The organism is Mesorhizobium sp. W016, from assembly GCF_054719485.1.
Genome location: NZ_JBTTIF010000002.1, coordinates 6137276 through 6161513, shown reverse-complemented (window position 1 = coordinate 6161513; position 24238 = coordinate 6137276). Strand labels below are relative to the sequence as shown.

Genomic DNA, 24238 nt, shown 5'->3' with positions numbered 1-24238 from the left:
CGCCTCACAATGCCAGCCATTGGGGCAACCAGGGGCCGAAGCGCTGGAATGGCAGCCCGAGCGCGTAGCTGAAGACCAGCACCGAAAACAGCGTCAGGCCGGCCGACAGCAGAAGTGCCGTCAGCGGCTTCATGCGGGCGCTGGCAAAAGAGGCGATCAGCGCCGTCAGGAAGATCGACGGGACGAAGCCGAGGCCGCGCACGGTCATGCCGAAAAAGATCGGCGCCGGCAGGATGAAGAGCATGCCGCGCCAGGCAATGGGGCCGATCGGCTCGCCCTCGACGCGCACCGCCTGGACGAGGATGATGGCGCCGAGCACGATCAGCACGATCGCCAGCACCAGCGGGAAATAGCCCGGTCCCATGCGGAAGGCGGTGCCGATTTCGAGGCCGAGCGATTGTACCGCGAAAAAGGCGCCGAAAAAGATGAACAGCGCGGCGCACAGGCCGTTTGTCCTGTCGATGGCGAAAGGTTTCATGGCGGTCCTCCCCTGACCTTGCGATGGGCTGCCGTTGCAAATGTGAAACGGATGTCAAAGCGAAAACGGGCGCCGGCAGCGCCCCGTTCAAGCCTCAGTCGGCGTATTGGCCGGCGGCTTCGATGATCGGCTTCCAGCGCGTGATCTCGCCTTCCAGCTTGGCCTTCAGCGCTGCCGGCGTCGCGTCGGACTCGGACGACGGCTTGGTGCCGAGTTCGGCAAAGCGGGCGATGACGTTGGGGTCCTTCAGCGCGACCTGGAGCGATTTCGACAGTCGGCCGGTGATCTCGGCCGGCGTGCCCTTCGGCGCATAGAGGCCGTGCCAGATGCCGACCTGCACCGCGGGCAGGCCGGCTTCGATGGTCGTCGGCACGTCCTTCAGCACGTCGAGGCGCTCCGGCGTGGTGACGGCATAGGCCTTGATCGTGCCGCCCTGGATCTGCTTGGTGGTGTTGGTGGTCTGGTCGCACATAATGTCGACCTGGCCGCCGAGAAGGTCGGTCATGGCCGGGCCGGTGCCCTTGTAGGGCACGGTGACCAGCGGCGTGCCGATGGCGCTCATGAACAGCATGCCGCACAGATGCGAGGCAGCGCCGATGCCGGCATTGGCGACAGTGATGGTGTCCTTGTTGGTCTTGGCGTATTCGACCAGCCCTTTCAGGTCGGCCGGCTCCAGGTCCTTGCGGGCGACGATCGCCATCGGCACCTCGGTGACGAGGCCGACATACTCGAAGGCGTTCAGCGTGTCATAGGCGAGTTTTCTGTAGAGGGTCGCGCTGGTCGCCATGCCGATGTGATGGAGGAGCAGCGTGTAGCCATCCGGGTCGGCGTTGGCGACGCGGCCGGCGCCCAGCGTGCCGCCGGCGCCGCCGACATTTTCGACGATGATCTGCTGGCCGAGATCCTTCGACATGGCTTCGGCGACGAGCCGCGTGACCGTGTCGGTCGGACCGCCGGCCGCAAACGGCACGACGACGGTGATGGTGCGCTCGGGATAGGTCTGTGCGCTGGCGGTGAACGAATAAAGCGTGACGGCCGCGGCGGCGGCCAGGGCGGCTACAATTTTCCTCATCGTAATTCTCCTCCCAGGATATCAATCTCCGATCGCTGTGCAGGTCAGGCAGCAGGGTGCAACAAAGGCAAGCTAACAGATTGTCGCCTGACGCAAACTGCAAAATACAGTCGTGCGCAACCATGGCAATCAGGGGGAGTATGCCCGGCGAAGATGGGGTTTCGTGTTGGCGTTGCTTCAATAACCGTAGCCGCGCGCCATCGCCGCCGCGAAGACCGGGATCAGCAGGAAGATGAAGGCCTCGGCGCGCACATAGGTCTTCACCGAGGCGAGTTCCGCCGCCGGCACCTGGAAGCCGGGACTGGCGCTGGCTTGCCGGTTCCAGGAGATGAAGCGGATGGTCGGGATGATCGACAGCAGGCCAACGATGCCGAACGCCGCCATCTTGGCCCAGAACACCCAGTTGTAGACATAGAACTCCCAGCCCTTCAGGCCGTAGACGACGCGGCCGATGCCGACGATGATGATCGACATCGCGAGGATGCCGTAGTGGCGGTCGATGCCGGCAAGCCGCTTCAGCGTGGCGGCGGAGAGGTCGCCGCGGATCAGGACAAATTCGGCGCCAATGATGCCGGCCAGCGAGAACACCAGCAGATGATGGAAAATGGCAAGCACGAGATCGGTGGTGTCCATGGCGTTCTCCTCCCATTGGCGGTATCGAGACCGGCCCTTGCCGGACCGGTTGCGAAAGGTAGCATCGTTCGGCAGAATTCCCAGAGGCGGACCTGGGTTGGACCATCGGCGTCGCCATCCTGACAGCTGGGGTTTTCTGAAATGACCGGACTGAAGCGCGCCCTGAACCCGATGCCGGACGACATCCGCATCGCCCTGACCGAAAAAGGACTGACAGCGGCCTACGAGGCGCGGCCGGACTACCAGAAGAACGATTATCTCGGCTGGGTCGCCCGCGCCAAACGCAGCGACACCAGGCAGAAGCGGCTCGACCAGATGCTGGACGAATTGCGGCGCGGTGGGCTCTACATGAAGATGGTCTGGCACGGCTGAAAGTAAGCCGACGCTGTTCGCTTCGACCGCCTGGTCGCGCCAGGCCGTTCGGAAGCTTCCCTGGCTGAATGATGATCCGGCTTGGCCCTTGTCCGGGCGCGCTGGTTTGCTAAGCGCTGACCGTCAACGGAGGCAGAGTTTCATGGGCAGTCCAAAAACAGCCGGCGTCCCGGTTCTCGAAACGGAACGGACCATCATGCGGGCGCACCGGATCGAAGATTTCGACGACTATGCCGTCATGTGGGCCGACCCCGTCACCACCCGTTTCATCGGCGGCAAGCCGCGGACGCGGGAGGAAAGCTGGATGCGGTTCCTGCGGCATGCCGGCCTGTGGTCGCTGCTCGGCTACGGCTTCTGGGCGGTCGAGGACAAGGCCAGCGGTCGCTTCATCGGCGAGGCCGGATTCCACGATCTGAAGCGGGACATCGAGCCGTCGCTCGAGGGCATTCCGGAAGCCGGCTGGGCGCTGGCGCCGCAAGCGCATGGCAAGGGTCTTGCCAGCGAAGTCGTCAGAAGGGCCCTGGCCTGGGGCGACGACACCTTTGCCGGCGCGAGAACCGTCTGCATCATCGATCCGGAAAACACCGGTTCGTTGAACGTTGCGGCAAAGTGCGGCTACACCAAGGTCCTGGAAACCACCTATCACGACGGGCTGACGATCCTGCTCGAACGGCGGGTGTGAAGCGCTTCATCGACGCAATTTCCACGTTCTGCCAGGGTTGGCTATTCTAATCTAGCTACGCAATTCCTGTGGGAAAACCGCTCACACTTTTCCTGGAATTGCTCTTTGGGGGAGCCGACCATGCGTGCGATCAATGCGATATTTCTGAAGCTTTTCTGGGCGGGGCTGCTGCTGCTGGCGGCCGTGCAACTGGCGGGCGCCGATGCGACGGTGCCGACCGCCGACATCGAGGGCGGTGCCGACAATCATCTGGCCAAGCGCTACGAGGGGTCGTTCATCGTCTCCTACGAAAAATTCGCCTATACCGATTTTACAGTGCCGCTGTCGCCGCTGAAGCCGAGCGCCGATCCGGAGGCCCGTGACACGATGAACAACCGTGTGTTCGCGCCGGACAAGAAGGCTGAGGTCGAAGGCGCGCTGACCCGCATCGCCTATGTGCTGCCGGCCGAGCGCTCCCCGCTCGAAGTGCTGCGCAACTACCAGGATGTGATCGCGGCCGCCGGCGGCGAAGTCCTGTTCGAATGCAAGAAGGAAGAGTGCGGCGGCGCCGCCGACCGGTCGTCGAGCGGTGGCGGCGGCGACATGAGCCTGATGATGTATTTCTTCCATGAAAGCGACGTCAAGGACGCGGCCTTTTCCAATGGCGCCTGTGCGGTAACCACCGGTATCAACGACCAGCGCTTCTTCGCCGCCAAGCTGCCGCAGGACGGCGGCGACGCCTATGTCACGGTTCAGGCCTATTCGCTGATCGACGACCTCTACTGCAAGGAACTCAACGGCCGCACCATTGCCGTCGTTCAGGTGCTGGAGCCCAAGGCGCGCGACAAGAAGATGGTGGTGGTCGAAGCGGCCAAGATGGCGGATTCGCTGTCGGCCACCGGCTCCATCTCGCTCTACGGCATCTTCTTCGACACCGACAAGGCCGACATCAAGCCGGAATCGGAACCGACGCTGAAGGAGATCTCGACGCTTCTGACCAACGAGCCCGGCATGGCGGTGATCGTCGTCGGTCATACCGACAACCAGGGCGCGTTCGACTACAATATCGATCTGTCGTCGCGGCGGGCGCAGTCGGTGAAGGCGGCGCTGGTCTCGAAATACGGCATCGATGGCGGCCGGCTGACCGCCGCCGGCGCCGGCATGATGGCGCCCGTCGCCAGCAATGACGACGAAGCCGGCCGCGCCAAGAACCGCCGCGTGGTGCTGGTCAAGGCGAACTGAGGCCGATCACGGTTTCAGCGCCGGCTAGGCGCGCTGCCTGCTCCAGCATCGAGGCATCCTCGCCAAAGGCGCGGGTGGCGCGAGCGGCGGCCTCCAGCAGGTCCGGTGTCATGCGGCGCAGGAACGCCGTATCGACGCGTGTCGACGGGCCGGCCAGCGTCAAGGCGCCGAGCAGAACGCGGCCCGGTCCGAACACCGGCACCGAGACGCCCGCCGTCTCAGGGTCGCGATCGCCGATCGACAGATAGTGGCAGGCCTTGCGGATGGTCTCGTATGGTTCGCCCGGCTGGCCTGAAAACGCTGCCAGCACGCGGCCGCCCGAGCCGGTGAGCAACGGCAGCAGGTCGCCTTCCCGGATCGTGTAGCGGATAGGATGCTTGGATTCGACGCGGTAGAGACAGGTGCGGGCGTCGCCCGAGCGGACATAGAACGCCACGCTTTCCCAGCTGCGCTCGGCGAGATCGCGCATGATCGGCAGCAGGATGTCGACCGCCACCACGGAGCGCTGGTAGAGCGCGCCGAGCCGGAAGGTGGCGGGTCCGATGCGGTAGCGGCCATCGTCGAGCCGCTCCAGCAACTGCCCGCGCAGCAATGAGTTCGCCAGCCTCAAAATGGTGCTTTTGTAGAGCCCGGTGCGCGCCGCGATCTCGGCCAGGCTGAGCGAGCGGTCGGCGGTCGCGAACGCGTCGAGAATGGCGATCGCGCGGTCGAGCGCGGCAACGCCATCGGCCGGCAACGGCTGGGATCGCGCTTCGGTCATCTCACGAACAGTTTCATTCCAGTTTACCTGCTCGGACAAAGGCCGGCCGAAGCGATTGTGCCGCACATCCATGGTTCTGTCTAGTAGAACAGCGTTCCTGTTGACAGAACGTACCGAAATCGGCATGAATTTTTGCCGAGCGGGTCTGTTTTCAGGCTACGTTTCTGGCAGGCACCGGAGGAGGTGTCGTGATTTGGAGGAATCCCATGCTGAACAGACGCAGATTTTTGATGAGCACCGCGGCCGCAGGCGCTGCCGGATTCGTCGCAACGCATTTGACGCCCGCTTTCGCTCAGGATGCACCGCAGATCCAGATCTTCGTGCCGGCCGCGCCCGGCGGCGGCTGGGACCAGACGGGGCGCACCATCGACCAGGTGCTGCGCAGTGAAAAACTGATCTCCGGCTCGCAGATCACCAATGTCGGCGGCGCCGGCGGCACTGTCGGCCTGCCGCAGTTCATCAGCCAGTGGAAGGGCAAGGGCAATTCGCTGATGGTGGCCGGCATGGTCATGGTCGGCGCCATCATCGCCAACAAATCGGCCAACAACCTTTCCGAAGTGACGCCCATCGCCCGCCTCACCGGCGAGTTCGAGGCGCTGGTGGTGCCGGCGGATTCGCCGTTCAAGACGGCCGGCGATTTCGTCGCCGCGCTCAAAGCGGATCCGACCAAGGTTCCCGTGGCCGGCGGCTCGGCCGGCGGCTCCGACCACATCCTGTTCGGGCTGATCGCCAAGACGGTCGGCGTTCCGGCAACCAACCTCTCCTATGTGCCTTTCGCCGGCGGCGGCGAGGCGCTGTCGGCGCTGCTCGGCAACCAGGTGGCGGCCGGCATTTCCGGCTTCGGCGAGTTCTCCGAGCAGGTCAAGGCGGGCGCGCTTCGGCTGTTGGCGATCTCCGCCGACAAGCGCCAGGACGGCATCGACGCACCGACGATGAAGGAAGCCGGCATTGACGTCGAACTGTTCAACTGGCGCGGCGTCTTCGCACCGCCAGGCGTCTCCGACGCCGACAAGGCGGCGATGGTCACGATGATCGAGACCATGGCCAAGAGCGATGCCTGGGCAGCCGAGTGCAAGAACCGTAACTGGACGCCCATCCTGCTTACCGGCGACGACTATGCGAAATTCCTCGTCGACGACACCGCCCGCATCACCGCGATCCTCAAGGATCTCGGCCTCGCCTGATGTCTTCAGGGGCGGCCACGGCCGCCCCTCCGACATTCGCCTGCGGCATGGACATATCATGCGCTGGGAGTGAAACTGCGGATGCGGCCGGCGGGAGGATGCCGGCCATCTCGGGAGGACATCGATGAGCACCAGCGACCAGCAGCCGGCGCCCCCGCGCCTTGCCATGCCCGAATTGTTGATCGGCATCGGGCTTCTCGCCTGTGCTGCGGCCGTGGCGTGGCAGACCCTGGCGATCCCGGTTTCGCCGCTCTATTCCAAGGTCGGGCCGACCGTCTTTCCCTACATCACCATGACCGGCATGATCGTGCTTTCGCTGCTGCTCATCGTCGCCGCGCTGCGCGGCGGCTGGCAGCCGCAGGAGGAAAAGGAAACGCCGACCGACTGGAAGGCGATGGGCATCGTCGTTGCAGGCCTGGTCGCCAATCTGGTGCTGATCCAGCCGCTCGGCTTCACCGCCGCCTCGGTCATCATGTTCGTGCTCGTCTGTTATGGCTTCGGCAGCAAGCACACGCTGCGCGATGCGCTGACCGGCTTGATCCTGGCGCTTGCCGCCTATTTCGGCTTTGCCAGGGCGCTCGGCGTCAACATTGGCGCCGGCTTCATCGAAAACCAGCTGAACACGGTGATCGACGCGATCATCGCCACTGTAAGGGGCTGACGCCATGGAGACGCTCGGCCATCTCGCCCACGGATTTTCCGTCGCTTTCTCGCCGATGAACCTGTTGTGGTGCCTGGTCGGCACCACGCTCGGCACCGCCATCGGCGTGCTGCCCGGCCTCGGGCCGGCGCTGACCATCGCGCTGCTGCTGCCGATCACCTACCAGGTGGCGCCGGAGGCGTCCTTCATCCTGTTTGCTGGCATCTATTACGGCGCCATGTATGGCGGCTCGACGACCTCGATCCTGCTCAACACGCCGGGCGAAAGCGCCACCATCGTCACCGCGCTGGAAGGCAACAGGATGGCCCGCTCGGGTCGCGGCGGCGCGGCACTGGCGACCTCGGCGCTCGGCTCCTTCGTCGCCGGCACCATCGGCACGATGGGCGTCGCCTTCCTGGCGCCGGTGGTGGTGAAGTTCGCGCTGGCCTTTGGTCCGGCCGAATATTTCTCGCTGATGGTGCTCGCCTTCATCACGGTTTCGGCGGTGCTCGGCTCGTCCTCCGTGCGCGGCCTCACCAGCCTGTTCATCGGCTTCGTCATCGGCATGATCGGCGTCGACCTGCAGACGGGACAGCCGCGCTTCACCTTCGGCATGAACGAACTGCTCGATGGCGTCGATGTTATCATTGCCGCGGTCGGCCTGTTTGCCGTCGGCGAGACGCTCTACATGGCCTCGCGCCGCTATGCCGGCAAGGACGAGATCGTGCCGCTCAAGGGATCGCTCTACATGACAGCGGCCGAATGGGGACGATCGTGGAAGCCATGGCTGCGCGGCGCTTTTATCGGCTTCCCGATCGGCGCCATGCCTGCCGGCGGCGCCGAGATCCCGACCTTCCTGTCCTATGCCATCGAAAAGAAGCTGTCGAAGCACAAGGAGGAGTTCGGCACGGTCGGCGCCATCGAGGGCGTTGCCGGACCGGAAGCCGCCAACAATGCGTCTGCCGCCGGCGTGCTGGTGCCGATGCTCACCCTTGGCCTGCCGACCTCGGCGACCGCCGCAATCATGCTGTCGGCCTTCCAGAGCTACGGCATCAATCCGGGACCGCTGCTGTTGACGACCCAGGCCGATCTGGTCTGGGGCCTGATCGCCAGCCTGTTCATCGCCAACGTCATCCTGGTCGTCCTCAACCTGCCGCTGATCGGGCTGTGGGTACGGCTGTTGAAAATCCCGGCGCCGCAGCTCTATGCCGGCATCCTGGTGTTCGCCACCGTCGGCACCTACGGCATCTCGCAATCGCCGATCGACCTCGTCATCCTCTATCTCCTGGGGGCCGCCGGCTTCCTGATGCGGCGCTTCGATTTCCCGACAGCGCCGGTCATCATCGGCATGATCCTGGGGCCGCTCGCCGAAACGCAGTTCCGCCGGGCGATGACGATCTCGAACGGCGACTGGTCGGTGTTCTACACCCACAAGCTGTCGCTGGTGCTGCTGATCCTCGCCTTCATCGGTCTAGCCGGGCCGCATATCTGGGCCTTCATCGAGCACCGGCGCCGTCGCGGACCGGAGCATGTGCCGGGCGATGCCTGAGCAACCTGGAGCATCATGACCGATCTGCTTGCCGGCATCCGCATCCTCGACCTGACCAATGTGCTGGCGGGCCCTTATTGTGCCTATCAGCTGGCGCTGCTCGGCGCCGATGTCATCAAGGTCGAGACGCCGCAAGGCGGCGATCTGGCGCGCCAGCTCGGCGCCTCGCCGGCGCTCAACAAAGCCGGCATGGGCGCGTCGTTCCTGGCGCAGAATGCCGGCAAGCGATCGGTGGTGCTGGATCTCAAAAGCGAAGCCGACCGCGAACGCTTCCTCGATCTCGTCGCCTCGGCCGACGCGCTGGTCGAGAATTTTCGACCGGGCGTGATGGGGCGGCTGGGTCTCGGCTATGAGGTGCTGAAAGCGGTCCGCCCCGGTCTCGTCTATTGCGCCATATCCGGTTTCGGCCAGAGCGGGCCGATGCGCGACAATCCGGCCTACGACCAGATCATCCAGGGGCTGTCCGGTATCATGAGCATCACCGGCACGCCGGAGACAGCACCCTTGCGGGTCGGCTATCCCGTCACCGACACGCTGGGCGGGCTGGTCGGGGCCTTCGCCATCGCCGCGGCGCTGGTCAAGCAGAAGACCTCGGGCGAGGGCGCGTTTCTCGATGTCTCGATGCTGGAATGCACGCTGTCGGCGCTGGGCTGGCCGGTGTCCAACTATCTGACCGCCGGTGTCGAGCCGCAGCCGATGGGCAATGAGAACATGACGGCTGCGCCCTCCGGCGCGTTTCGCACCGGCGACGGCCTGCTCAACATCGCCGCCAACAAGCAGGAGCAGTTCGTCACGCTTTGCCGGCTGATCGGCCAGCCGGAACTGGCCGACGATCCGCGCTTTGCCGAGCGCGAGACGCGCAAGCAGAACCGCGCCTCCTTGAAAGGGCTGATCGAGACAGCGCTTGCGAGCGCCTCGGCGGCTGCCTGGGAAGAAAAGTTCAACCGCGCCGGCGTTCCGGCGGGCCGGGTGCTGACGATCCCGCAGGTGCTTGGCGAGCGCCAGGTGGTCGAGCGCGACATGACCGCGCGTTTCCAGGGTCTGCCCGGCATGGCGCAGCCGCTGACCGTGGTGCGCGGCGGCTTCATGGTCGATGGCGCGGCACCCTTGCCGGTCCTGCCGCCGCCTGTGCTGGGCGAGCATATGGACGAGGTTTTTTCCACCCTGCCGCCGCGCGCCAGGAGAAGCGCGTGAGCGAGAGAAAAACCGGCCGCGAACGCGGCGAGGAATGGTGGCAGACCGGCATCATCGAGATGAGCCCCGGCATCATCCGGCTGCGCGGCTATGAAATCCAGGAGCTGATCGGCCGCGTCAGCTTTCCGGCCACGATCTGGCTGATGCTGCGCGGCGAATTGCCGAGCGAGGAGCAGGCGGCGCTGCTCGGCATTGCGCTGGGGGCGGCCGTCGACCACGGGCCGCAGGCGCCGTCGATCGCCATTGCCCGCATGGCCATCACCTGCGGCGTCGGCATCAACAGCGCCATGGCGTCCGCCGTCAACGTGCTGGGTGACGTGCATGGCGGCGCCGGCGAACAGGCGCTGTCCTTCTATGGCGACATTGCCGTGGCACTTGACCAGGGTGTTGCGCTGGACCAAGCCGTAGCCGCACGGCTCGACCGTTTCTTCGCCGAGGAGAAAGGCTATGTGCCGGGATTTGGCCATCGCTTCCACCCGGTCGATCCGCGCGCGCCGCGCCTGATCGCAGTGACGCGCGAGTTTGCCGCGCGCGGCGTCGTCAGCGGACGCTTTGCCGACATCGCCGAGGCCGTCGAATCAGAGGTGGCACGGCGCAAGGGGAAGAAAATACCGCTCAACATCGACGGCGCCACCGCCGTCATCTATGGCGAGCTCGGCTTTCCGCCGCCGTTGACGCGCGGCCTGTTCGTGCTCTCGCGCTCGGTCGGCATCCTGGCGCATGCATGGGAACAGTCGCAGCAAAGCGAGCGCAACAAAGGGCCGCTGCCGCGCGAATGGCTGTGGGCCTATACGGGCACGCCGCTGCGGCCATTTCCCGCTGAGGGGGATGAGGGTCCCGCTGAAGGGGACGAGGGCAAGTGAGGTTGGTCAGGCCGGGTCCGGCACTGCCGGCTGAGGCGGCGCCAGGTTGGCCATCAGCGTCGAGAGATCCGGCTCATCGATGAGCAACGCCGCGTCCTGCGGCTTGAGCCATGCCCGCTGGCGGCTCTTGGCCTCCTGCCAGTTGGCCAGTTCCTCGGACACCTCCAACAGATAGACGACGACGTCGACGCGCACAAAATTGTGCTCCAGCCGTTTCCAGTAGGAATAGCTGCCGGCAGGCGCCTTGCGGGTCTTGCCGAGCACGCCGGCTTCTTCGCGCGCCTCGATGGTGGCGGCCTTGCGCCCGCTCTTTCCTTTCATCGGCCAGCCCTTGGGCACGATAAAGCGCTTCGTCGCTCGCGACGTCACCAGCATCACTTCGAAATTGCCTGAAACGTCCAGACGAAAGGGAATGGCGGCGACCTGGCGAATGCGTTCGCCTCGCCTTGCCTTGCGTACCGCCTTTTTCTTCGTCGTCGCCATGTGCTGAAAATCCGGTCGGCGGGCGCACCGCCGCACGCCGCCTGCAAACCTGATATGCCCGCGAGGCAATGAGCATTTTTAGTAAATAAGTCGACTAAGTAAATCGCAAGCAACCGATATCAACGGCAAACACGCACAATCTGGTTGTTGACGATCTGAATCGGACAAGCTTGCCGGACGACGGGCACTTCGGGGCGCGGCTGCGGCACGATCCGACGGTCCTGCTCGCGATATTGCTGCTGCTGTTGCTGGAACTGCTGCCGCTGCAGGCTGTTGCGCAATTGCTGCAGCTGGTTCTGCTGGATCAGCCGGTTGGCGCTGGGATTGACGGATTGAGCCGCAGCAGATTGCATGATGCCGGCGAGCGTTGCTGCTGCCAGCATTGCCGACATCAGAACTGTCGATAGGCGAAGCGTCGACATCAGTTCATTCCCGTACAGATATAACCTCCTCTCTATATAGGGCGTTCGTCTCGATCTGCCATGGGCCGGTCTGCCATGGGCCGGTCTGCCATTGGCCGATCTGCCACGGGTTGGCGAAATCCCTGAGGATGCGGCCTGCCGCACTTGACAGAAAAGATCGATTGACCGCTCTATCGGGCGCGGATCTCGGGCTCAATCGCGGCTGACTCGAGGCACAATCGGGAGCATATTGATGAAAAGCAGGCAAGTATATTTCGCGGCGCTACTGGGCAGCATCTGTATTCTTGGCCCGGTGGCAGTCGCGGCGCAAACCAAGACCGACAAGGCGGCGCCTGCCGCCGCAGCGCCCGCCCCTGCTGCCGGCCCGACATTGCCTGGCGGCGCCTCGGCGCTGTCCGAGACACATGGCGACTGGACGGTCAATTGCCAGGTAACCGGCACGGCCAAGGTTTGCAGCCTGTCGCATCAGCAGTTCAACAAGCAGTCCAACCAGCGCCTGCTGGCGATCGAGCTGTCGAGCAAGAGCGGCGAGGATGCCGCCGGAACGCTGGCGCTGCCGTTCGGCCTGGCGCTCGCCAAAGGAGTCAGCCTGACCATCGACGACCAGAAGCTGGAAGGCAGCCTGCCGTTCAACACCTGCCAGGCCGTCGGCTGCCTGGTGCCGGTGGCGTTCGATGCCAGCGTCACGCCGCTGCTCAAGGCAGCCACCACGCTGAAGATCGACGCCTTCGCGGCCGACACCGGTCAAGCGGTGAGTTTCACCATCCCGCTCAACGGGTTCGGCGGCGCACTGGCACGGACCGCGGAACTCTCGGCGGACTGAGCGGAAAACGTCCGGTCACTCAACCTCGCGCAGCCGGTACCCAACGCCGGTCTCGGTGGTGATGTAGCGCGGCTGGTCGGGCGACTTTTCGATCTTCTGCCGGAGCTGGCGGACATAGACCCTGAGATACTGCACGTCGGTCGAATCGCCCCACACCTGCTTCAGCAGGAAATGGTGGGTCAGCACCTTGCCGGCATGCTGCACCATAATACGCAATATGTCGTATTCCTTGGGGGAGAGCTTTATCTCCTTGCCTTCGACCTTGACGATGCGCTTGACCAGGTCGACCGAGAGATCGCCGGTCTGAAACACCGGCTTTTCGCCCTGCTGCTGGAATCGGTGGCGCAGCGCGACGCGGATGCGGGCGACCAGTTCGTTCATGCCGAACGGCTTGGTGATGTAGTCGTCAGCGCCGAGTTCCAGCGCCGCGACGATGCCGGCTTCGTCGGTGCGGCTGGACAGGATGACCACGGGCACGTCGAGGCCGTCGCCGCGCCATTTCCGCAGGAGGTCGAGGCCACCCATGCCGGGCAGGCCGAGGTCGAGCAGGATCAGATCCGGCTTTTGTGCATCGACGAGTTCGATCGCAGCCTTGGCGTTGGGCGCTTCGCTGACCGCATAGCCCTGGCTGCCGAGGCCGACGCGCAGCAGTTTGCGGATCGGCGGCTCGTCGTCGACGACCAGTATGCTGACGTTGGAATTTGTCATGCCGGATCACCAGAGTTTTGCCCGTCCGCGTTCCGTTCGTCCAGGCCGGGCGATCGTGCCGGCTTCGGCATGCGGATGGTGAAGACCGCGCCTTGGCGATCGCTGCGGTTCGCCGCCATGATCGTGCCGCCCATCGCCTCGATGAAGCCCCGGCAGATCGACAGGCCGAGCCCGGTGCCGGCCTGGACCTGATCGCGCTTGCGCACCCGGTAAAAGCTGTCGAAGACGCGCTCCAGGTCGGCGGGCGGAATGCCCGGTCCCTCATCCATGATCTGCAGCGCGACGGAGCCATTGTCGGCCCAGCCCTGCAGCCGGATTGTCGATCCCTGTGGCGCGTATTTCGCGGCATTGTCGAGCAGATTGAACAGCATTTGTTCGAACAGCACGGGATCAAGCTTCAGCATCGGCAGGTCGGCCGGAATATCAACCTCGGTCTTGTGCCCGGCAGTGATCTTGCGTGCCCGCTGCAAGGCCGAGCCAACGACATCGCCGACATAGTGCAGGGCGAAATTCGGTTCCATGGCGCCCGATTCAATCTTGGTCATGTCGAGCAGATTGGCGATGAAGCGGTTCAGCCGTTCGGACTCGTCGAGCACGGTGGTCAGCAGCTCGGCCCGATCGTTCTCGGGCAGTGCCGGCGCAAATTCCCTGAGCGTGCCGGCCGCGCCCATGATGGCCGCCAGCGGCGTCTTCAGATCATGCGAGATCGACGTCAGCAGTGCCGAGCGCAAGCGGTCGGCCTCGGCCGCCAGCCTGGCGCGGTCGACATCGGCGACCAGCTGGATGCGCTCGATGGCAACCGCCGCCTGGTCGGCCAGCGCGTCGAGCAGGCGCTGTTGCTCGGGCGTCAGCAGCGGGCCTTGCTTGTCATTGTCGAGGCCGACGACGCCGACGGCCGTGCGTGCGGTGCGCAAGGGGAGGTAGAGGCGTTTTGCCCCGGGCAGGGTATCGGCGCCACGGCCGGCAGCCCGGTTGTGTTCCCAAGCCCAGCGTGCAGCCGCGATGTCGGCCTCGGCCAGCGTGTCATCGGGGGGATAACCGGCCTTGACGGTGATCGTGCCTTCTTCCGGCAAAAGCAGCACCACGCGCAGCTTCAGCATCGAGGCGATCTGGAAGGCTGTGGCCCACAAAACGTCGTCGAGCGTGCCGGCGCCGGCGAGCTTCTTTGAAAAGAGGTAGATGTCCTCGGTGGCCCGGGCGCGTGAACGGGCGGCGGCTGCCTGACGCTGCACACGCGCCGTCAGATTGCTGGCGATGACGGCAACGACGAGGAAGACGGCGAAGGCAACGATGCTCTCCGGATCGCGGATCGTCATCGTGTAGCGCGGCTCGAGAAAGAAGAAGTTGAAGGCAATGGCGCTGAGGAAACAGGCGTACAGCGCCGGCCACAGGCCAAAGGTCACTGCCGATGTCAGCACCGCCAGCAGAAGCACGCTGGCAAGGTTGCGAACGTCGAGGAACTGATCGAGGACGGCGCTGACGGCAAGCGCGCCGGCGACATAGACGGTCGAGAAAAGATAAGGCCAGATTTGAAATGGCGTCTGCTCGGCCGCCGCCTTGACCCTCGACGTGGCCTCGTTGTCGCGCTCCGTTCCTGAAATGACATGGACGCTGATATCGCCGGCATTGCGGATCAGATCGTAGGTGAGCGAACCCTCGATCAGTTCGCGCCAGCGCGAGCGGGTCGGCCTGCCGACGACGATATGGGTGAAGTTGTTGGCCGTGGCGTGGCGGACGATGTCCTGGGCGACGTTCTGGCCCGGAATGGTCGTCACCTCGGCGCCGAGCTGCTCGGCCAGGCGCAAGAGCGTGGCCAGCTGGTCCTTGTCTTCCTCCGACATGGCGGCCGAACGCGGCGTGTCGACATGCAGCGCCGTCCACGGTGCGCGCAGCCGGTCGGCCAGCCGGCGCGCATAGCGGACACGAGACGCTCCGCCCGGACGCGCATCGACGCAGACGAGCACCCTTTCGCCCGCCGCCCAAGGGCCGGGAATCGCGTGCGACTGCATGTGGTTGAGCAACTGCTCGTCGACGCGCTGGGCGGTACGGCGCAGCGCCAATTCCCGAAGCGCGGTCAGATTGCCCGGCGAGAAATAGTTTTCGACTGCGCGCTGGGCAGTGTTGGGGAAATAGACCTTTCCCTCTTTCAGCCGCTTGATCAGGTCGTCGGGCGTGAGGTCGATGATCTCGATGTCGTCGGCCTGGTCGATGATGGAGTCCGGGACCGTTTCGCGCACCCTGACGCGGGTGATCTGCGCCACCACGTCATTCAGGCTCTCGACATGCTGGATGTTGAGCGTGGTGTAGACATCGATGCCGCGCGTCAGGATTTCCTGGACGTCGAGATAGCGCTTGGGGTGGCGGCTGCCTGGCGCATTGGTGTGGGCGAGTTCGTCGACGAGCACCAGCGCCGGCCGGCGGGCGAGAATGGCATCGATGTCCATCTCGTCCAGCACGCGGCCTCTGTAGTCGACCTTCTGGCGCGGGATCACCTCGTAGCCTTCGACCAGCGCCAGTGTTTCCTTGCGGCCGTGGGTCTCCACGACGCCGACCACTACGTCGACGCCGTCAGCCAGCCTGGCGCGGCCGGCCATCAGCATTTCATAGGTCTTGCCGACGCCGGGGGCAGCGCCGAGAAATATCCGCAGACGGCCGCGCTCTTCCCGTTCCGCATGCTCGAGCAGCGCGTCCGGAGAGGGTCTGGTATCGTTGCTTCTGGCGTCCGGCATCAGGCTCGATCATGAACGGCGCCGAGGATCGTGTCGATCCCCGGCCCCTGGCTTCAGAGATTGTCTCTCACTGCTTGGTATCGTCCAGTGCCAGGTTGAGCGCCAGCACATTGACGACCGGCTCGCCGAGGAAGCCGAGTTCGCGGCCTTCGACATGGCTGTCGACAAGCGCCTTGACCTTGGCTTCGTCGAAGCCCCTGGCCTTGGCCACCCGAGCGACCTGGAAATAGGCGGCGTCCGGGCTGATGGCGGGGTCGAGGCCGCTGCCGGACGTCGTCACCAGATCCATCGGCACCGGCTGGTTCGGGTTCTCCGCCTTCAGCTTTGCAACATCGCCCTTGATGCGGTCGATCAGCTTGGGGTTGGTTGGACCGAGATTGGAGCCGCTGGACGCTGCGGCGTTGTATCCGTCGCCGGCAGCCGAGGGGCGGCCATGGAAATACTTGTCGTCGGCAAAGCCCTGGCCGATCAGTTCGGAGCCGATGACCGTGCCGTTTTTCTCGATCAAGCTGCCATTGGCCTGGTGCGGAAACAGCGCCTGGGCGATGCCGGTCATGCCCAGGGGATAGATCAGGCCGGTCAAAACGGTGAAAAAGACGATCATGATAACAGCGGGTCTTATCTGAGTGAGCATGGACGTATTTCCTTAAGCGAGGCCGAGGCCGGTGACGATCATGTCGATCGCCTTGATGCCGACGAAGGGAACGATGATGCCGCCGAGGCCGTAGACCAGCAGGTTGCGGCTGAGCAGCGCGCCGGCGCCGATGGCGCGGTATTTGACGCCTTTAAGCGACAGCGGGATCAGAGCGATGATGATCAGCGCGTTGAAGATGATGGCCGACAGGATGGCGCTCTGCGGCGTCGCCAGATGCATGATGTTGAGCGCTTGCAGGGGGCCGATTGTATGTCCCGGCGCAACGTAGAAGACGGCAAACATGGCCGGGATGATGGCGAAGTATTTGGCGACGTCGTTGGCGATCGAGAAGGTCGTCAGCGAGCCGCGCGTCATCAGCAGCGCCTTGCCGATCTCGACGATCTCGATCAGCTTGGTCGGGTCACTATCGAGGTCGATCATGTTGCCGGCCTCGCGGGCGGCAACCGTGCCGGTGTTCATGGCGACGCCGACATCGGCCTGCGCCAAGGCCGGCGCGTCGTTGGTGCCGTCACCGCACATGGCGACCAGCTTGCCCTTGGCCTGTTCGTCGCGGATCAGCTTCAGCTTGTCCTCGGGCGTGGCCTGGGCGAGGAAATCGTCGACGCCGGCTTCGGCTGCGATCGCCGCCGCAGTCATCGGATTGTCGCCAGTGATCATCACGGTGCGGATGCCCATTTTGCGCAGTTCGGCAAAGCGCTCGCGGATACCACCCTTGACGATGTCCTTGAGGTGGACGACGCCGAGCAGGCGGCCGTCACGCTCGACGGCCAGCGGCGTGCCGCCGGCCTTGGCGATCTCGTCGGCGATCGCCTGGAGATTCTTGACGGTGTCGCTGCCGGGGCGCGTGCCGTGAGTGGCCGATGTCGACTGGCTGACATAGGCGAGAACCGAATCGACGGCGCCCTTGCGCACCGACGAGCCATCGATGTCGACGCCGCTCATCCGGGTCTGCGCGGTGAAGGGCACGAAACTGGCATGCAAGGTTGCCATGTCACGGGCGCGGATGGCGTATTTCTCCTTGGCCAGCACGACGATCGAGCGTCCCTCAGGCGTCTCGTCGGCGAGCGAGGCGAGCTGCGCGGCATCGGCCAGTTCCTGTTCGGTGACGCCCTTGACCGGCCGAAATTCGGTGGCCTGGCGGTTGCCGAGCGTGATGGTGCCGGTCTTGTCGAGCAAAAGCGTATCGACGTCGCCCGCCGCTTCCACGGCGCGGCCGGACATGGCCAGCACGTTGAAGCGCACCAGGCGGTCCATGCCGGCAATGCCGATGGCCGACAGCAGGGCGCCGATGGTGGTCGGGATCAAGGTGACGAACAGCGCGACCAGCACCGTCACCGGGATATAGCCGCCGGAATAGGAGGCAAAGCTCGGGATCGTGGCGGTGGCCAGCACGAAGATCAGCGTCATGCCGACGAGCAGGATGTTGAGCGCGATCTCGTTGGGCGTCTTCTGGCGCGAGGCACCCTCGACCAGCGAGATCATGCGGTCGAGGAAGGTGTGGCCGGAGGCGGCTGATATGCGCACGCGAATCCAGTCGGACAGAACCTGCGTGCCGCCGGTGACCGCCGAACGGTCGCCGCCGGATTCGCGAATGACGGGTGCGGACTCGCCGGTGATTGCCGCCTCGTTGACCGAGGCCACGCCTTCGATCACTTCACCGTCGGACGGGATGATGTCGCCGGCTTCGACCAGCACGATGTCGCCAACCTTCAGGCTGGTGCCGGGCACCAGCTTGAACCTGGAGCGGTCTTCGCCGGCAAGCAGCTTGGCCTGGGTTTCGGTGCGCGCCTTGCGCAGCGAATCGGCCTGCGCCTTGCCGCGGCCTTCGGCGACGGCCTCGGCGAAGTTGGCGAACAGCACGGTGAACCACAGCCAGATGATGATCTGCAGCGTAAAGCCGAAATCGCCGCCGCCGGTGGCGAGATCCTTGACGAACAGGACCGTGGTAAGAAGCGAGACGATGGCGACGACGAACATCACCGGGTTCCTGACCAGCGTGCGGGGGTCGAGTTTCCTGAAGGCGCCGCCGATGGCCGGCCACAGGATGCGGGCATCCATGATGCTCGCGGATTTGGACTGGCTCATTTGGTGGCTCCAGTATCTGAACTGTTGGCCGGCACCGACCGATCGGATGCCGAAAAGAGGGGCGGCGGACCATAGGCCAGCAGCCAGATCACGATCATGACTGCCGCGAGGCCGAGGAAGGTAGATACGCTGGGGAAGGGAGGGGGCGTTTCCTCCCCCTCATTGCCGGCTCGTGGGCCGGCTCGCGGCCGGGCCTTCATGCGTTTTGGGTAGAACCAGGACATGACAAGCCTCAGAATGTCTGGCCGTTGATGGCAGCCAGGTGCTCGACGATCGGTCCGATCGCCAGTGCCGGGAAGAAGGTCAGGCCGACGACGATCAGGATGACGCCGACGAGCAGGCCGACGAACAGCGGGCCGTCGGTCGGGAAGGTGCCGGCGGAAGCCGGAACCGTCTTCTTCGTCGCTAGCGAGCCGGCAATGGCAAGCGCTGGAATGATGACGAAGAAGCGACCCACCCACATGGAGATGCCGAGCGTGATGTTGTACCAGGGCGTGTTGCCGGAAAGGCCGCCAAAGGCCGAGCCGTTGTTGGCCGCCGCCGAAGTGTAGGCATAAAGAACCTCGGAGAAGCCATGCGGACCGCCATTGGCTATCGAGGCGACGGCGCTTGGCAGCACGACCGCTATTGCCGTGAAGACCAGCATGACCAACGGCAGAGCGAGGATGGCGAGCATTGCCATCTTGACCTCCTTGGCCTCGATCTTCTTGCCGAGATATTCGGGCGTGCGGCCAACCATCAGGCCGGCGACGAACACGGTGATGACGATGAACATGACGATGCCGTAGAAGCCGGCGCCGACGCCGCCGACGATGACTTCGCCGAGCTGCATGTTGAGCATCGGGACCAGGCCGCCAAGTGCTGTGAACGAGTCATGCATGGCGTTCACCGCACCGCAGCTCGCAGCCGTGGTGATGACGGCGAATAGTGCCGAAGCGGCAATGCCGAAGCGGCTCTCCTTGCCTTCCATGTTGGCGCCGTCGACGCCCAACGCATGGACCAGCGGATTGCCCGCGGCTTCCGCCCAGTAGCAGATAACGACGCCAGCGATGAACAGCACACCCATCGTGGCCAGGATCGCCCAGCCCTGGCGCTGGTTGCCGACCATGCGGCCGAAGACGTTGGTGAGTGCAGCACCCAGCGCGAAGATCGTCACCATCTGGATCATGTTGGAGATGGCGTCGGGGTTTTCGAAAGGATGCGCGGCATTGGCGTTGAAGAAGCCGCCGCCATTGGTGCCGAGCATCTTGATGGCGACCTGCGAGGCGACCGGCCCAAGGGCGAGCGTCTGCTTGGCGCCCTCCAGCGTGGTGGCGTCGACATAAGGCCCGAGCGTCTGCGGCATGCCGAGCCAGACATAGACAAGGGTGAGCACGATGCTGAGCGGCAGCAGGATGTAGAGCGTGCAGCGGGTCATATCGACCCAGAAATTGCCGATCGATTTGGCCGAGGCGCGGGCGAAGCCGCGGATCAGCGCCACCGCAATGGCAATGCCGACGGCGGCGGACATGAAGTTCTGAACAGTCAGGCCCGCCATCTGCACGAGGTAGGACAACGTGCTTTCGCCGCCGTAATTCTGCCAGTTGGTGTTGGTGACGAAGCTGACGGCAGTGTTGAAGGCGAGATTGGGTTCGACCGATGCCATCCCGGCCGGATTGTAAGGCAGGACGCCCTGCAGGCGTTGCAGAAAGTACAGCACCAGGAAGCTGGCAAGGCTGAAGAAGATGATTCCTGCCGCGTAGGTCGTCCAGTGCTGCTCCTCGCGCTCGCTGGTTCCCGAAATGCGGTAGAGGCCGCGCTCAACGGGCCCGAGTATGGGCGAGAGAAAGGTGCGATCGCCATTGAAGACGCGGTACATGTAGCCGCCGAGCGGCTTCACCAGCAAAACGACGATCCCGCAATAAACCAGGATCTGTATCCATCCGTTGAGTGTCATGGGTTTCCGTGCCTTGCTTCAGAAGCGTTCTGGGCGAACGAGGGCGTATGTCAGGTAGACGAGCAGGAACAAGGTCACGCCGCCACCGAGGATGTAATCGACAAGCATGGTGCGATCCTTCCGCTTAAAGAGCGTCGCAAGCTTTGATGTAGGCGAGGGAAAGACCGAAGAACAAAACCTCGATCCCGATGACGACGATGTCCATTTGTGTTGGTCCTTGCTTCTGCTTGTATTTGGCGCCAGCGACTGGCGAGCCAGAAATTCCATGAGAACGGCCCGCCGTAACTCTGGGGTCACGGCGTCCGCAGCGTTTTGCTCGAGATGGAATATGGACCCGATCGCCATAAAGGTTCGAGACGGGGCCGGGAGGAAAGATATAAAATTCCTATAAAGATTTCCGGGAGATGGCTCCGTTCCGGGCCGCTAGAAACCGACGCCATGATATCGCGACCCCTCTTGCGGCGGCTCCGTCTTTCGAAACAATGGGAACGCAAAACGAGGGAAAAACAGATGCTCGACATGGCACCATCGAAACAGGCGGCGACATGGCTTTGCGCGCTTGCACGGGCGCTGGAAGCTGATGACGCCGAGGCGGCCGCCAACCTGTTCGTCGAGGATTGCTACTGGCGCGATCTGCTGGCTTTCACCTGGAACATCACCACGATGGAAGGCCGCGATGAGATCCGCGACATGCTGCAAGCGACGCTGGCGGAAACGAAGCCCTCACACTGGACGCTGTCCGGCGAGGCGACCTCGGATGAGGGCACCGTCGAGGCCTGGTTCACGTTCGAAACGGCGGTCGCGCGGGGCGAAGGGATTGTGCGCCTTACGGACGGCCGCTGCCGGACCTTGTTCACGGCGGTGCGTGAGCTCAAGGGGTTCGAGGAACAAAAGGGACCGGCGCGGCCGCTTGGTATCCGTCACAAGGCCGATCCGAAGCGCGAAACCTGGGCGGAGGCGCGGGCGCGCGAGACGCGCGACCTCGGCGCCACCGAGCAGCCCTATTGCCTGGTGATCGGCGGCGGGCAGGGCGGCATCATGCTCGGCGCGCGGCTGAGGCAGCTCGGTGTGCCCACCATCATCATCGAGAAAAATGCGCGCCCCGGCGATTCCTGGCGCAACCGTTATCGCTCGCTCGTGCTCCACGATCCGGTCTGGTACGACCATCTGCCCTACATTCCGTTCCCGGAGAACTGGCCGGTGTTCACGCCCAAGGACAAGATGGGCGACTGGCTGGAGATGTACACCAGGGTGATGGAGCTCAACTACTGGGTCGCCACCAATTGCCTCAGCGCCAGCTATGACGAGGCCGAGAAGGTGTGGACTGTGGTGGTCGACCGCGTCGGCCGGCAGATCACGCTGAAGCCGAAGCACATTGTCTTTGCCACCGGCGCCTATGGCCCGCCACGCCAGATCGCGCTGCCCGGCGCCGAGACCTTCAAGGGCGAACTCCTGCATTCCAGCCAGTATGCAAGCGGCGAGAAATTCCGCGGCAGACGTGTCGCTGTCATCGGCGCGGCAAGCTCGGGGCACGATGTCAGCGTCGACCTCTGGGAGAGCGGCGCAGACGTCACCATGATCCAGCGGTCGCCGACGACAGTGGTGAAATCCGACACTCTGATGGAAGTCGGCTTCGAGATCTTCTCGGAAAAGGCTTTGGCGCGCGGCATCAGCACCGACAAGGCCGACCTGATCGTCGCGTCCACGCCGTTCGCGCTTGTACCCAAGGGCCAGCGGGATCTTTACGAGGTGATCAAGGCACGCGACGCAGACTTCTACGACCAGCTACGCGCCGCCGGCTTCGCCATCGATTTCGGGGAGGACGAGACCGGGCTGTTGATGAAGGCCTACCGCACCGGCTCCGGCTACTACATCGATGTCGGCGCCTGCGAACTGATCATCAATGGCGAGATCAAAGTGAAGAGCGGCGTCGGCATCAGTTCATTGACGCCGACCGGCATCCTGTTCGACGACCGCAGCGAGCTGGCCGTCGATGCGATCGTCGCCTGTACCGGCTACCAGTCGATGAACGAGACCGTGGCGGCCATCGTCTCGCGCGAGGTCGCCGACAAGGTCGGGCCATGCTGGGGCCTCGGCTCCGGCGTCAAGGGCGATCCCGGTCCTTGGCAAGGCGAGCTGCGCAACATGTGGAAGCCGACGGCGCAGGACGCGCTGTGGTTCCACGGCGGCAATCTGGCGCTGTCGCGGTTTTACTCGAAATATGTGGCGCTGCAGATCAAGGCGCGGATGGAAGGGATTGCGACGCCGGTGTTTGGGGCGGTGAGTAACGCAGGGCGCTAGCGATCTCCTCCCCCCTCGAGGGGGAGATGTCGCCGAAGGCGACAGAGGGGGTCGCCGCGCGTGGAGCGCTGACCTCCAGCTGCCGCGAGGAGCTTGCGTCCGGTCGAACCGACCCCCTCTGGCCTGCCGGCCATCTCCCCCTCAAGGAGGGAGATTATCCACGCCCGAAATGCCGTGCCGCGACCTCGACATGCGTATGTGCCGCATGCGGCTCGAAGCGCTCGGTCTCGTTGTGGTCGGGCGCCTCGTTCGGCCACCAGACACCGCCGATAACAATGCCTTCTGAGACCAGCCGCTGATCCGCGATCAGCGCCGCACCGACCGCATCGACGAAGGTAAAGCGCCCGGGGCGCAGTCTCAGCACCGCGACATCGCCGACACCGCCAACTTTCAGCGTCCCAAGCTCCGGCCTGGCGATCGCCTCGGCTGGCCTTTGCGTGGCGGCGCGCAGCACCTCGACCAGCGGCATGCCCAGCGCCATCAGCTTCGACATGCAGACCAGTATGTCGAAGGCCGGACCGTCGACGCAGTAGAGATGCACGTCGCTGGAGATGACGTCGGGCGCGAGGCCCTCGGCCAGCATCGCTTTCGCCACGGCGAAGTCGAACGATCCCATGCCGTGGCCGATGTCGAAGATGACACCGCGTTCGCGGGCCAGCCGCATGTCCGGCCGCACCGCGCCGGAAGCGAACACCGGCGCGTTGGGGAATGGCCGAAAACAATGGGTGAGGATGTCGCCGCGGCGCAGCCGTGGCAGCACCTCGGAACGGCCGGGCGGCGGCTCGTCTATATGCGCCATCAGCGGCAGACCGACCTGGTCGGCGGCTTCCAGCGCAAGATCGACCGGGGCGATGCCGCTGGCGCCGCCGGCATGCTTGCCGGAGCGCACTTTTACCCCAACGACGACATCGGCGTGCTCGCGCACCGCGGCCACCGTCTCGCGTGGCTCGCAGAGCCTGAGATCGCTGCATTCGCCGACCGAGACGCTTTGCGAGAAGCCGAATATGCCGGCAAAGGAGATGTTGACGTAGGCGAGAATACGCACCTTCGAGCGCTCGATGACATGGCGGCGAAAGCCCAGAAAATTGCCGGCGCCGGCGCTGCCGGCATCGATGAAGGTGGTGGTTCCGCTCTTGGCCGCCAGCCGGTCGGCGTCGACGCCCAGCGAGGTGCCGCCCCAATAGACATGGCTGTGCAGGTCGATGAGGCCGGGCGTGACGATGCAATCCCTGGCATCCACGACCTGCGTAGCATGCTCGGCGTCGATGGCAGTCTCGATGGCCGCGACGCGACCGCCCGCAACGGCGACATCGCGCGGCGCGTCCAGGCCCGAGGCCGGATCGATCAGGCGGCCGCCCTTGATCAGGAGATCGAACTGCATCGGCGCCTGCCTCTCTTCGTTTTGGGGCATGATCTCTGGACAAAACGGTTTCCGTTTGTCCGAGAAA

At 64.5% G+C, this 24238-nt stretch carries 23 protein-coding genes; 10 read left to right on the top strand and 13 right to left on the bottom strand.

Going from position 1 to position 24238, the window contains the following annotated elements; translation table 11 throughout:
* Window positions 1–4 precede the first annotated feature (4 nt).
* The 3 genes from ACYG9V_RS30130 to ACYG9V_RS30120 form a co-directional block, all read right to left on the bottom strand.
* Entirely contained in the window at window positions 5–478 is a 474-nt protein-coding gene (locus ACYG9V_RS30130) for a tripartite tricarboxylate transporter TctB family protein (RefSeq protein ID WP_352762614.1), read from the bottom strand.
* Between the two features lie 94 nt (window positions 479–572).
* Entirely contained in the window at window positions 573–1550 is a 978-nt protein-coding gene (locus ACYG9V_RS30125; protein WP_023833667.1) for a tripartite tricarboxylate transporter substrate-binding protein, read from the bottom strand.
* Window positions 1551–1727: 177 nt separating this feature from the next.
* Window positions 1728–2183: a DUF2214 family protein gene (locus tag ACYG9V_RS30120; RefSeq protein WP_023700090.1), complete on the bottom strand. Its 456-nt coding sequence runs from the start codon at window positions 2181–2183 to the stop codon at window positions 1728–1730.
* A 141-nt stretch (window positions 2184–2324) separates the two neighbouring features.
* On the opposite strand from ACYG9V_RS30120, the gene ACYG9V_RS30115 reads away from it, so the two are divergent.
* The 3 genes from ACYG9V_RS30115 (at window position 2325) to ACYG9V_RS30105 (ending at window position 4458) form a co-directional block, all read left to right on the top strand.
* The gene (locus ACYG9V_RS30115; protein WP_023683083.1) at window positions 2325–2555 is read left to right on the top strand and encodes a YdeI/OmpD-associated family protein; all 231 of its coding nucleotides are present in this window, start codon (window positions 2325–2327) and stop codon (window positions 2553–2555) included.
* A gap of 142 nt (window positions 2556–2697) precedes the next feature.
* Complete coding sequence (locus tag ACYG9V_RS30110; RefSeq protein WP_023683084.1) at window positions 2698–3237, top strand: GNAT family N-acetyltransferase; 540 nt, start codon at window positions 2698–2700, stop codon at window positions 3235–3237.
* A gap of 120 nt (window positions 3238–3357) precedes the next feature.
* Window positions 3358–4458 (top strand): OmpA family protein, encoded by a 1101-nt coding sequence (locus tag ACYG9V_RS30105; protein ID WP_023733581.1) that lies wholly within the window; start codon window positions 3358–3360, stop codon window positions 4456–4458.
* Here the strand turns inward: ACYG9V_RS30105 and ACYG9V_RS30100 are convergent.
* The gene (locus ACYG9V_RS30100) at window positions 4445–5218 is read right to left on the bottom strand and encodes an IclR family transcriptional regulator (protein ID WP_023683085.1); all 774 of its coding nucleotides are present in this window, start codon (window positions 5216–5218) and stop codon (window positions 4445–4447) included. The two genes, ACYG9V_RS30105 and ACYG9V_RS30100, sit on opposite strands and share 14 nt — an antisense overlap.
* Window positions 5219–5424: 206 nt before the next feature.
* Here ACYG9V_RS30100 and ACYG9V_RS30095 point away from each other — a divergent pair, with 206 nt between their 5' ends.
* The 5 genes from ACYG9V_RS30095 to ACYG9V_RS30075 all read left to right on the top strand — a co-directional run bounded on the left by ACYG9V_RS30095 (window position 5425) and on the right by ACYG9V_RS30075 (window position 10648).
* Entirely contained in the window at window positions 5425–6402 is a 978-nt protein-coding gene (locus ACYG9V_RS30095; protein ID WP_023691946.1) for a Bug family tripartite tricarboxylate transporter substrate binding protein, read from the top strand.
* Window positions 6403–6526: 124 nt separating this feature from the next.
* Window positions 6527–7063: a tripartite tricarboxylate transporter TctB family protein gene (locus ACYG9V_RS30090; RefSeq protein WP_023700086.1), complete on the top strand. Its 537-nt coding sequence runs from the start codon at window positions 6527–6529 to the stop codon at window positions 7061–7063.
* 4 nt (window positions 7064–7067) lie between these two features.
* On the top strand, window positions 7068–8591 hold the full coding sequence (locus ACYG9V_RS30085) for a tripartite tricarboxylate transporter permease (RefSeq protein WP_352762611.1): 1524 nt from the start codon (window positions 7068–7070) through the stop codon (window positions 8589–8591).
* Window positions 8592–8606: 15 nt separating this feature from the next.
* A complete protein-coding gene (locus ACYG9V_RS30080) occupies window positions 8607–9785 on the top strand; it encodes a CaiB/BaiF CoA transferase family protein (RefSeq protein WP_352762610.1) in 1179 nt (392 codons plus the stop codon).
* A complete protein-coding gene (locus ACYG9V_RS30075; RefSeq protein ID WP_031196006.1) occupies window positions 9782–10648 on the top strand; it encodes a citryl-CoA lyase in 867 nt (288 codons plus the stop codon). Before ACYG9V_RS30080 ends, ACYG9V_RS30075 begins: the two co-directional genes overlap by 4 nt.
* 6 nt (window positions 10649–10654) lie before the next feature.
* On the opposite strand, the gene ACYG9V_RS30070 is transcribed toward ACYG9V_RS30075, so the two are convergent.
* Both ACYG9V_RS30070 and ACYG9V_RS30065 read right to left on the bottom strand, forming a co-directional pair.
* Entirely contained in the window at window positions 10655–11131 is a 477-nt protein-coding gene (locus tag ACYG9V_RS30070) for an NUDIX hydrolase (RefSeq protein ID WP_023669717.1), read from the bottom strand.
* 119 nt (window positions 11132–11250) lie between these two features.
* A complete protein-coding gene (locus ACYG9V_RS30065) occupies window positions 11251–11553 on the bottom strand; it encodes a hypothetical protein (protein WP_023683090.1) in 303 nt (100 codons plus the stop codon).
* Between the two features lie 232 nt (window positions 11554–11785).
* On the opposite strand from ACYG9V_RS30065, the gene ACYG9V_RS30060 reads away from it, so the two are divergent.
* Window positions 11786–12376 carry an invasion associated locus B family protein gene (locus tag ACYG9V_RS30060; protein WP_023669715.1) on the top strand — a complete coding sequence of 197 codons (591 nt, stop codon included), beginning with the start codon at window positions 11786–11788 and terminating at the stop codon, window positions 12374–12376.
* A gap of 15 nt (window positions 12377–12391) precedes the next feature.
* Here the strand turns inward: ACYG9V_RS30060 and ACYG9V_RS30055 are convergent, their stop codons facing one another.
* The 6 genes from ACYG9V_RS30055 to ACYG9V_RS30030 all read right to left on the bottom strand — a co-directional run bounded on the left by ACYG9V_RS30055 (window position 12392) and on the right by ACYG9V_RS30030 (window position 20597).
* The gene (locus ACYG9V_RS30055) at window positions 12392–13084 is read right to left on the bottom strand and encodes a response regulator transcription factor (protein ID WP_023814694.1); all 693 of its coding nucleotides are present in this window, start codon (window positions 13082–13084) and stop codon (window positions 12392–12394) included.
* The gene (locus ACYG9V_RS30050; protein WP_352762608.1) at window positions 13081–15813 is read right to left on the bottom strand and encodes a sensor histidine kinase KdpD; all 2733 of its coding nucleotides are present in this window, start codon (window positions 15811–15813) and stop codon (window positions 13081–13083) included. Before ACYG9V_RS30050 ends, ACYG9V_RS30055 begins: the two co-directional genes overlap by 4 nt.
* A gap of 67 nt (window positions 15814–15880) precedes the next feature.
* Window positions 15881–16447 (bottom strand): potassium-transporting ATPase subunit KdpC, encoded by a 567-nt coding sequence (gene kdpC / locus ACYG9V_RS30045; protein ID WP_023744101.1) that lies wholly within the window; start codon window positions 16445–16447, stop codon window positions 15881–15883.
* 12 nt (window positions 16448–16459) lie between these two features.
* Window positions 16460–18553 (bottom strand): potassium-transporting ATPase subunit KdpB, encoded by a 2094-nt coding sequence (kdpB, locus tag ACYG9V_RS30040; RefSeq protein ID WP_352762607.1) that lies wholly within the window; start codon window positions 18551–18553, stop codon window positions 16460–16462.
* Between the two features lie 232 nt (window positions 18554–18785).
* Complete coding sequence (kdpA, locus tag ACYG9V_RS30035; RefSeq protein WP_352762606.1) at window positions 18786–20489, bottom strand: potassium-transporting ATPase subunit KdpA; 1704 nt, start codon at window positions 20487–20489, stop codon at window positions 18786–18788.
* An 18-nt stretch (window positions 20490–20507) separates the two neighbouring features.
* Window positions 20508–20597 (bottom strand): K(+)-transporting ATPase subunit F, encoded by a 90-nt coding sequence (locus tag ACYG9V_RS30030; RefSeq protein ID WP_023669708.1) that lies wholly within the window; start codon window positions 20595–20597, stop codon window positions 20508–20510.
* A 402-nt stretch (window positions 20598–20999) separates the two neighbouring features.
* Between ACYG9V_RS30030 and ACYG9V_RS30025 the strand changes: the two genes are divergently transcribed.
* Window positions 21000–22790 carry a flavin-containing monooxygenase gene (locus ACYG9V_RS30025; RefSeq protein ID WP_352762604.1) on the top strand — a complete coding sequence of 597 codons (1791 nt, stop codon included), beginning with the start codon at window positions 21000–21002 and terminating at the stop codon, window positions 22788–22790.
* A gap of 154 nt (window positions 22791–22944) precedes the next feature.
* Here the strand turns inward: ACYG9V_RS30025 and ACYG9V_RS30020 are convergent, their stop codons facing one another.
* Window positions 22945–24171, bottom strand: coding sequence for an amidohydrolase/deacetylase family metallohydrolase (locus tag ACYG9V_RS30020; protein WP_023726473.1), 1227 nt, complete (start codon window positions 24169–24171; stop codon window positions 22945–22947).
* Window positions 24172–24238: the final 67 nt, after the last annotated feature.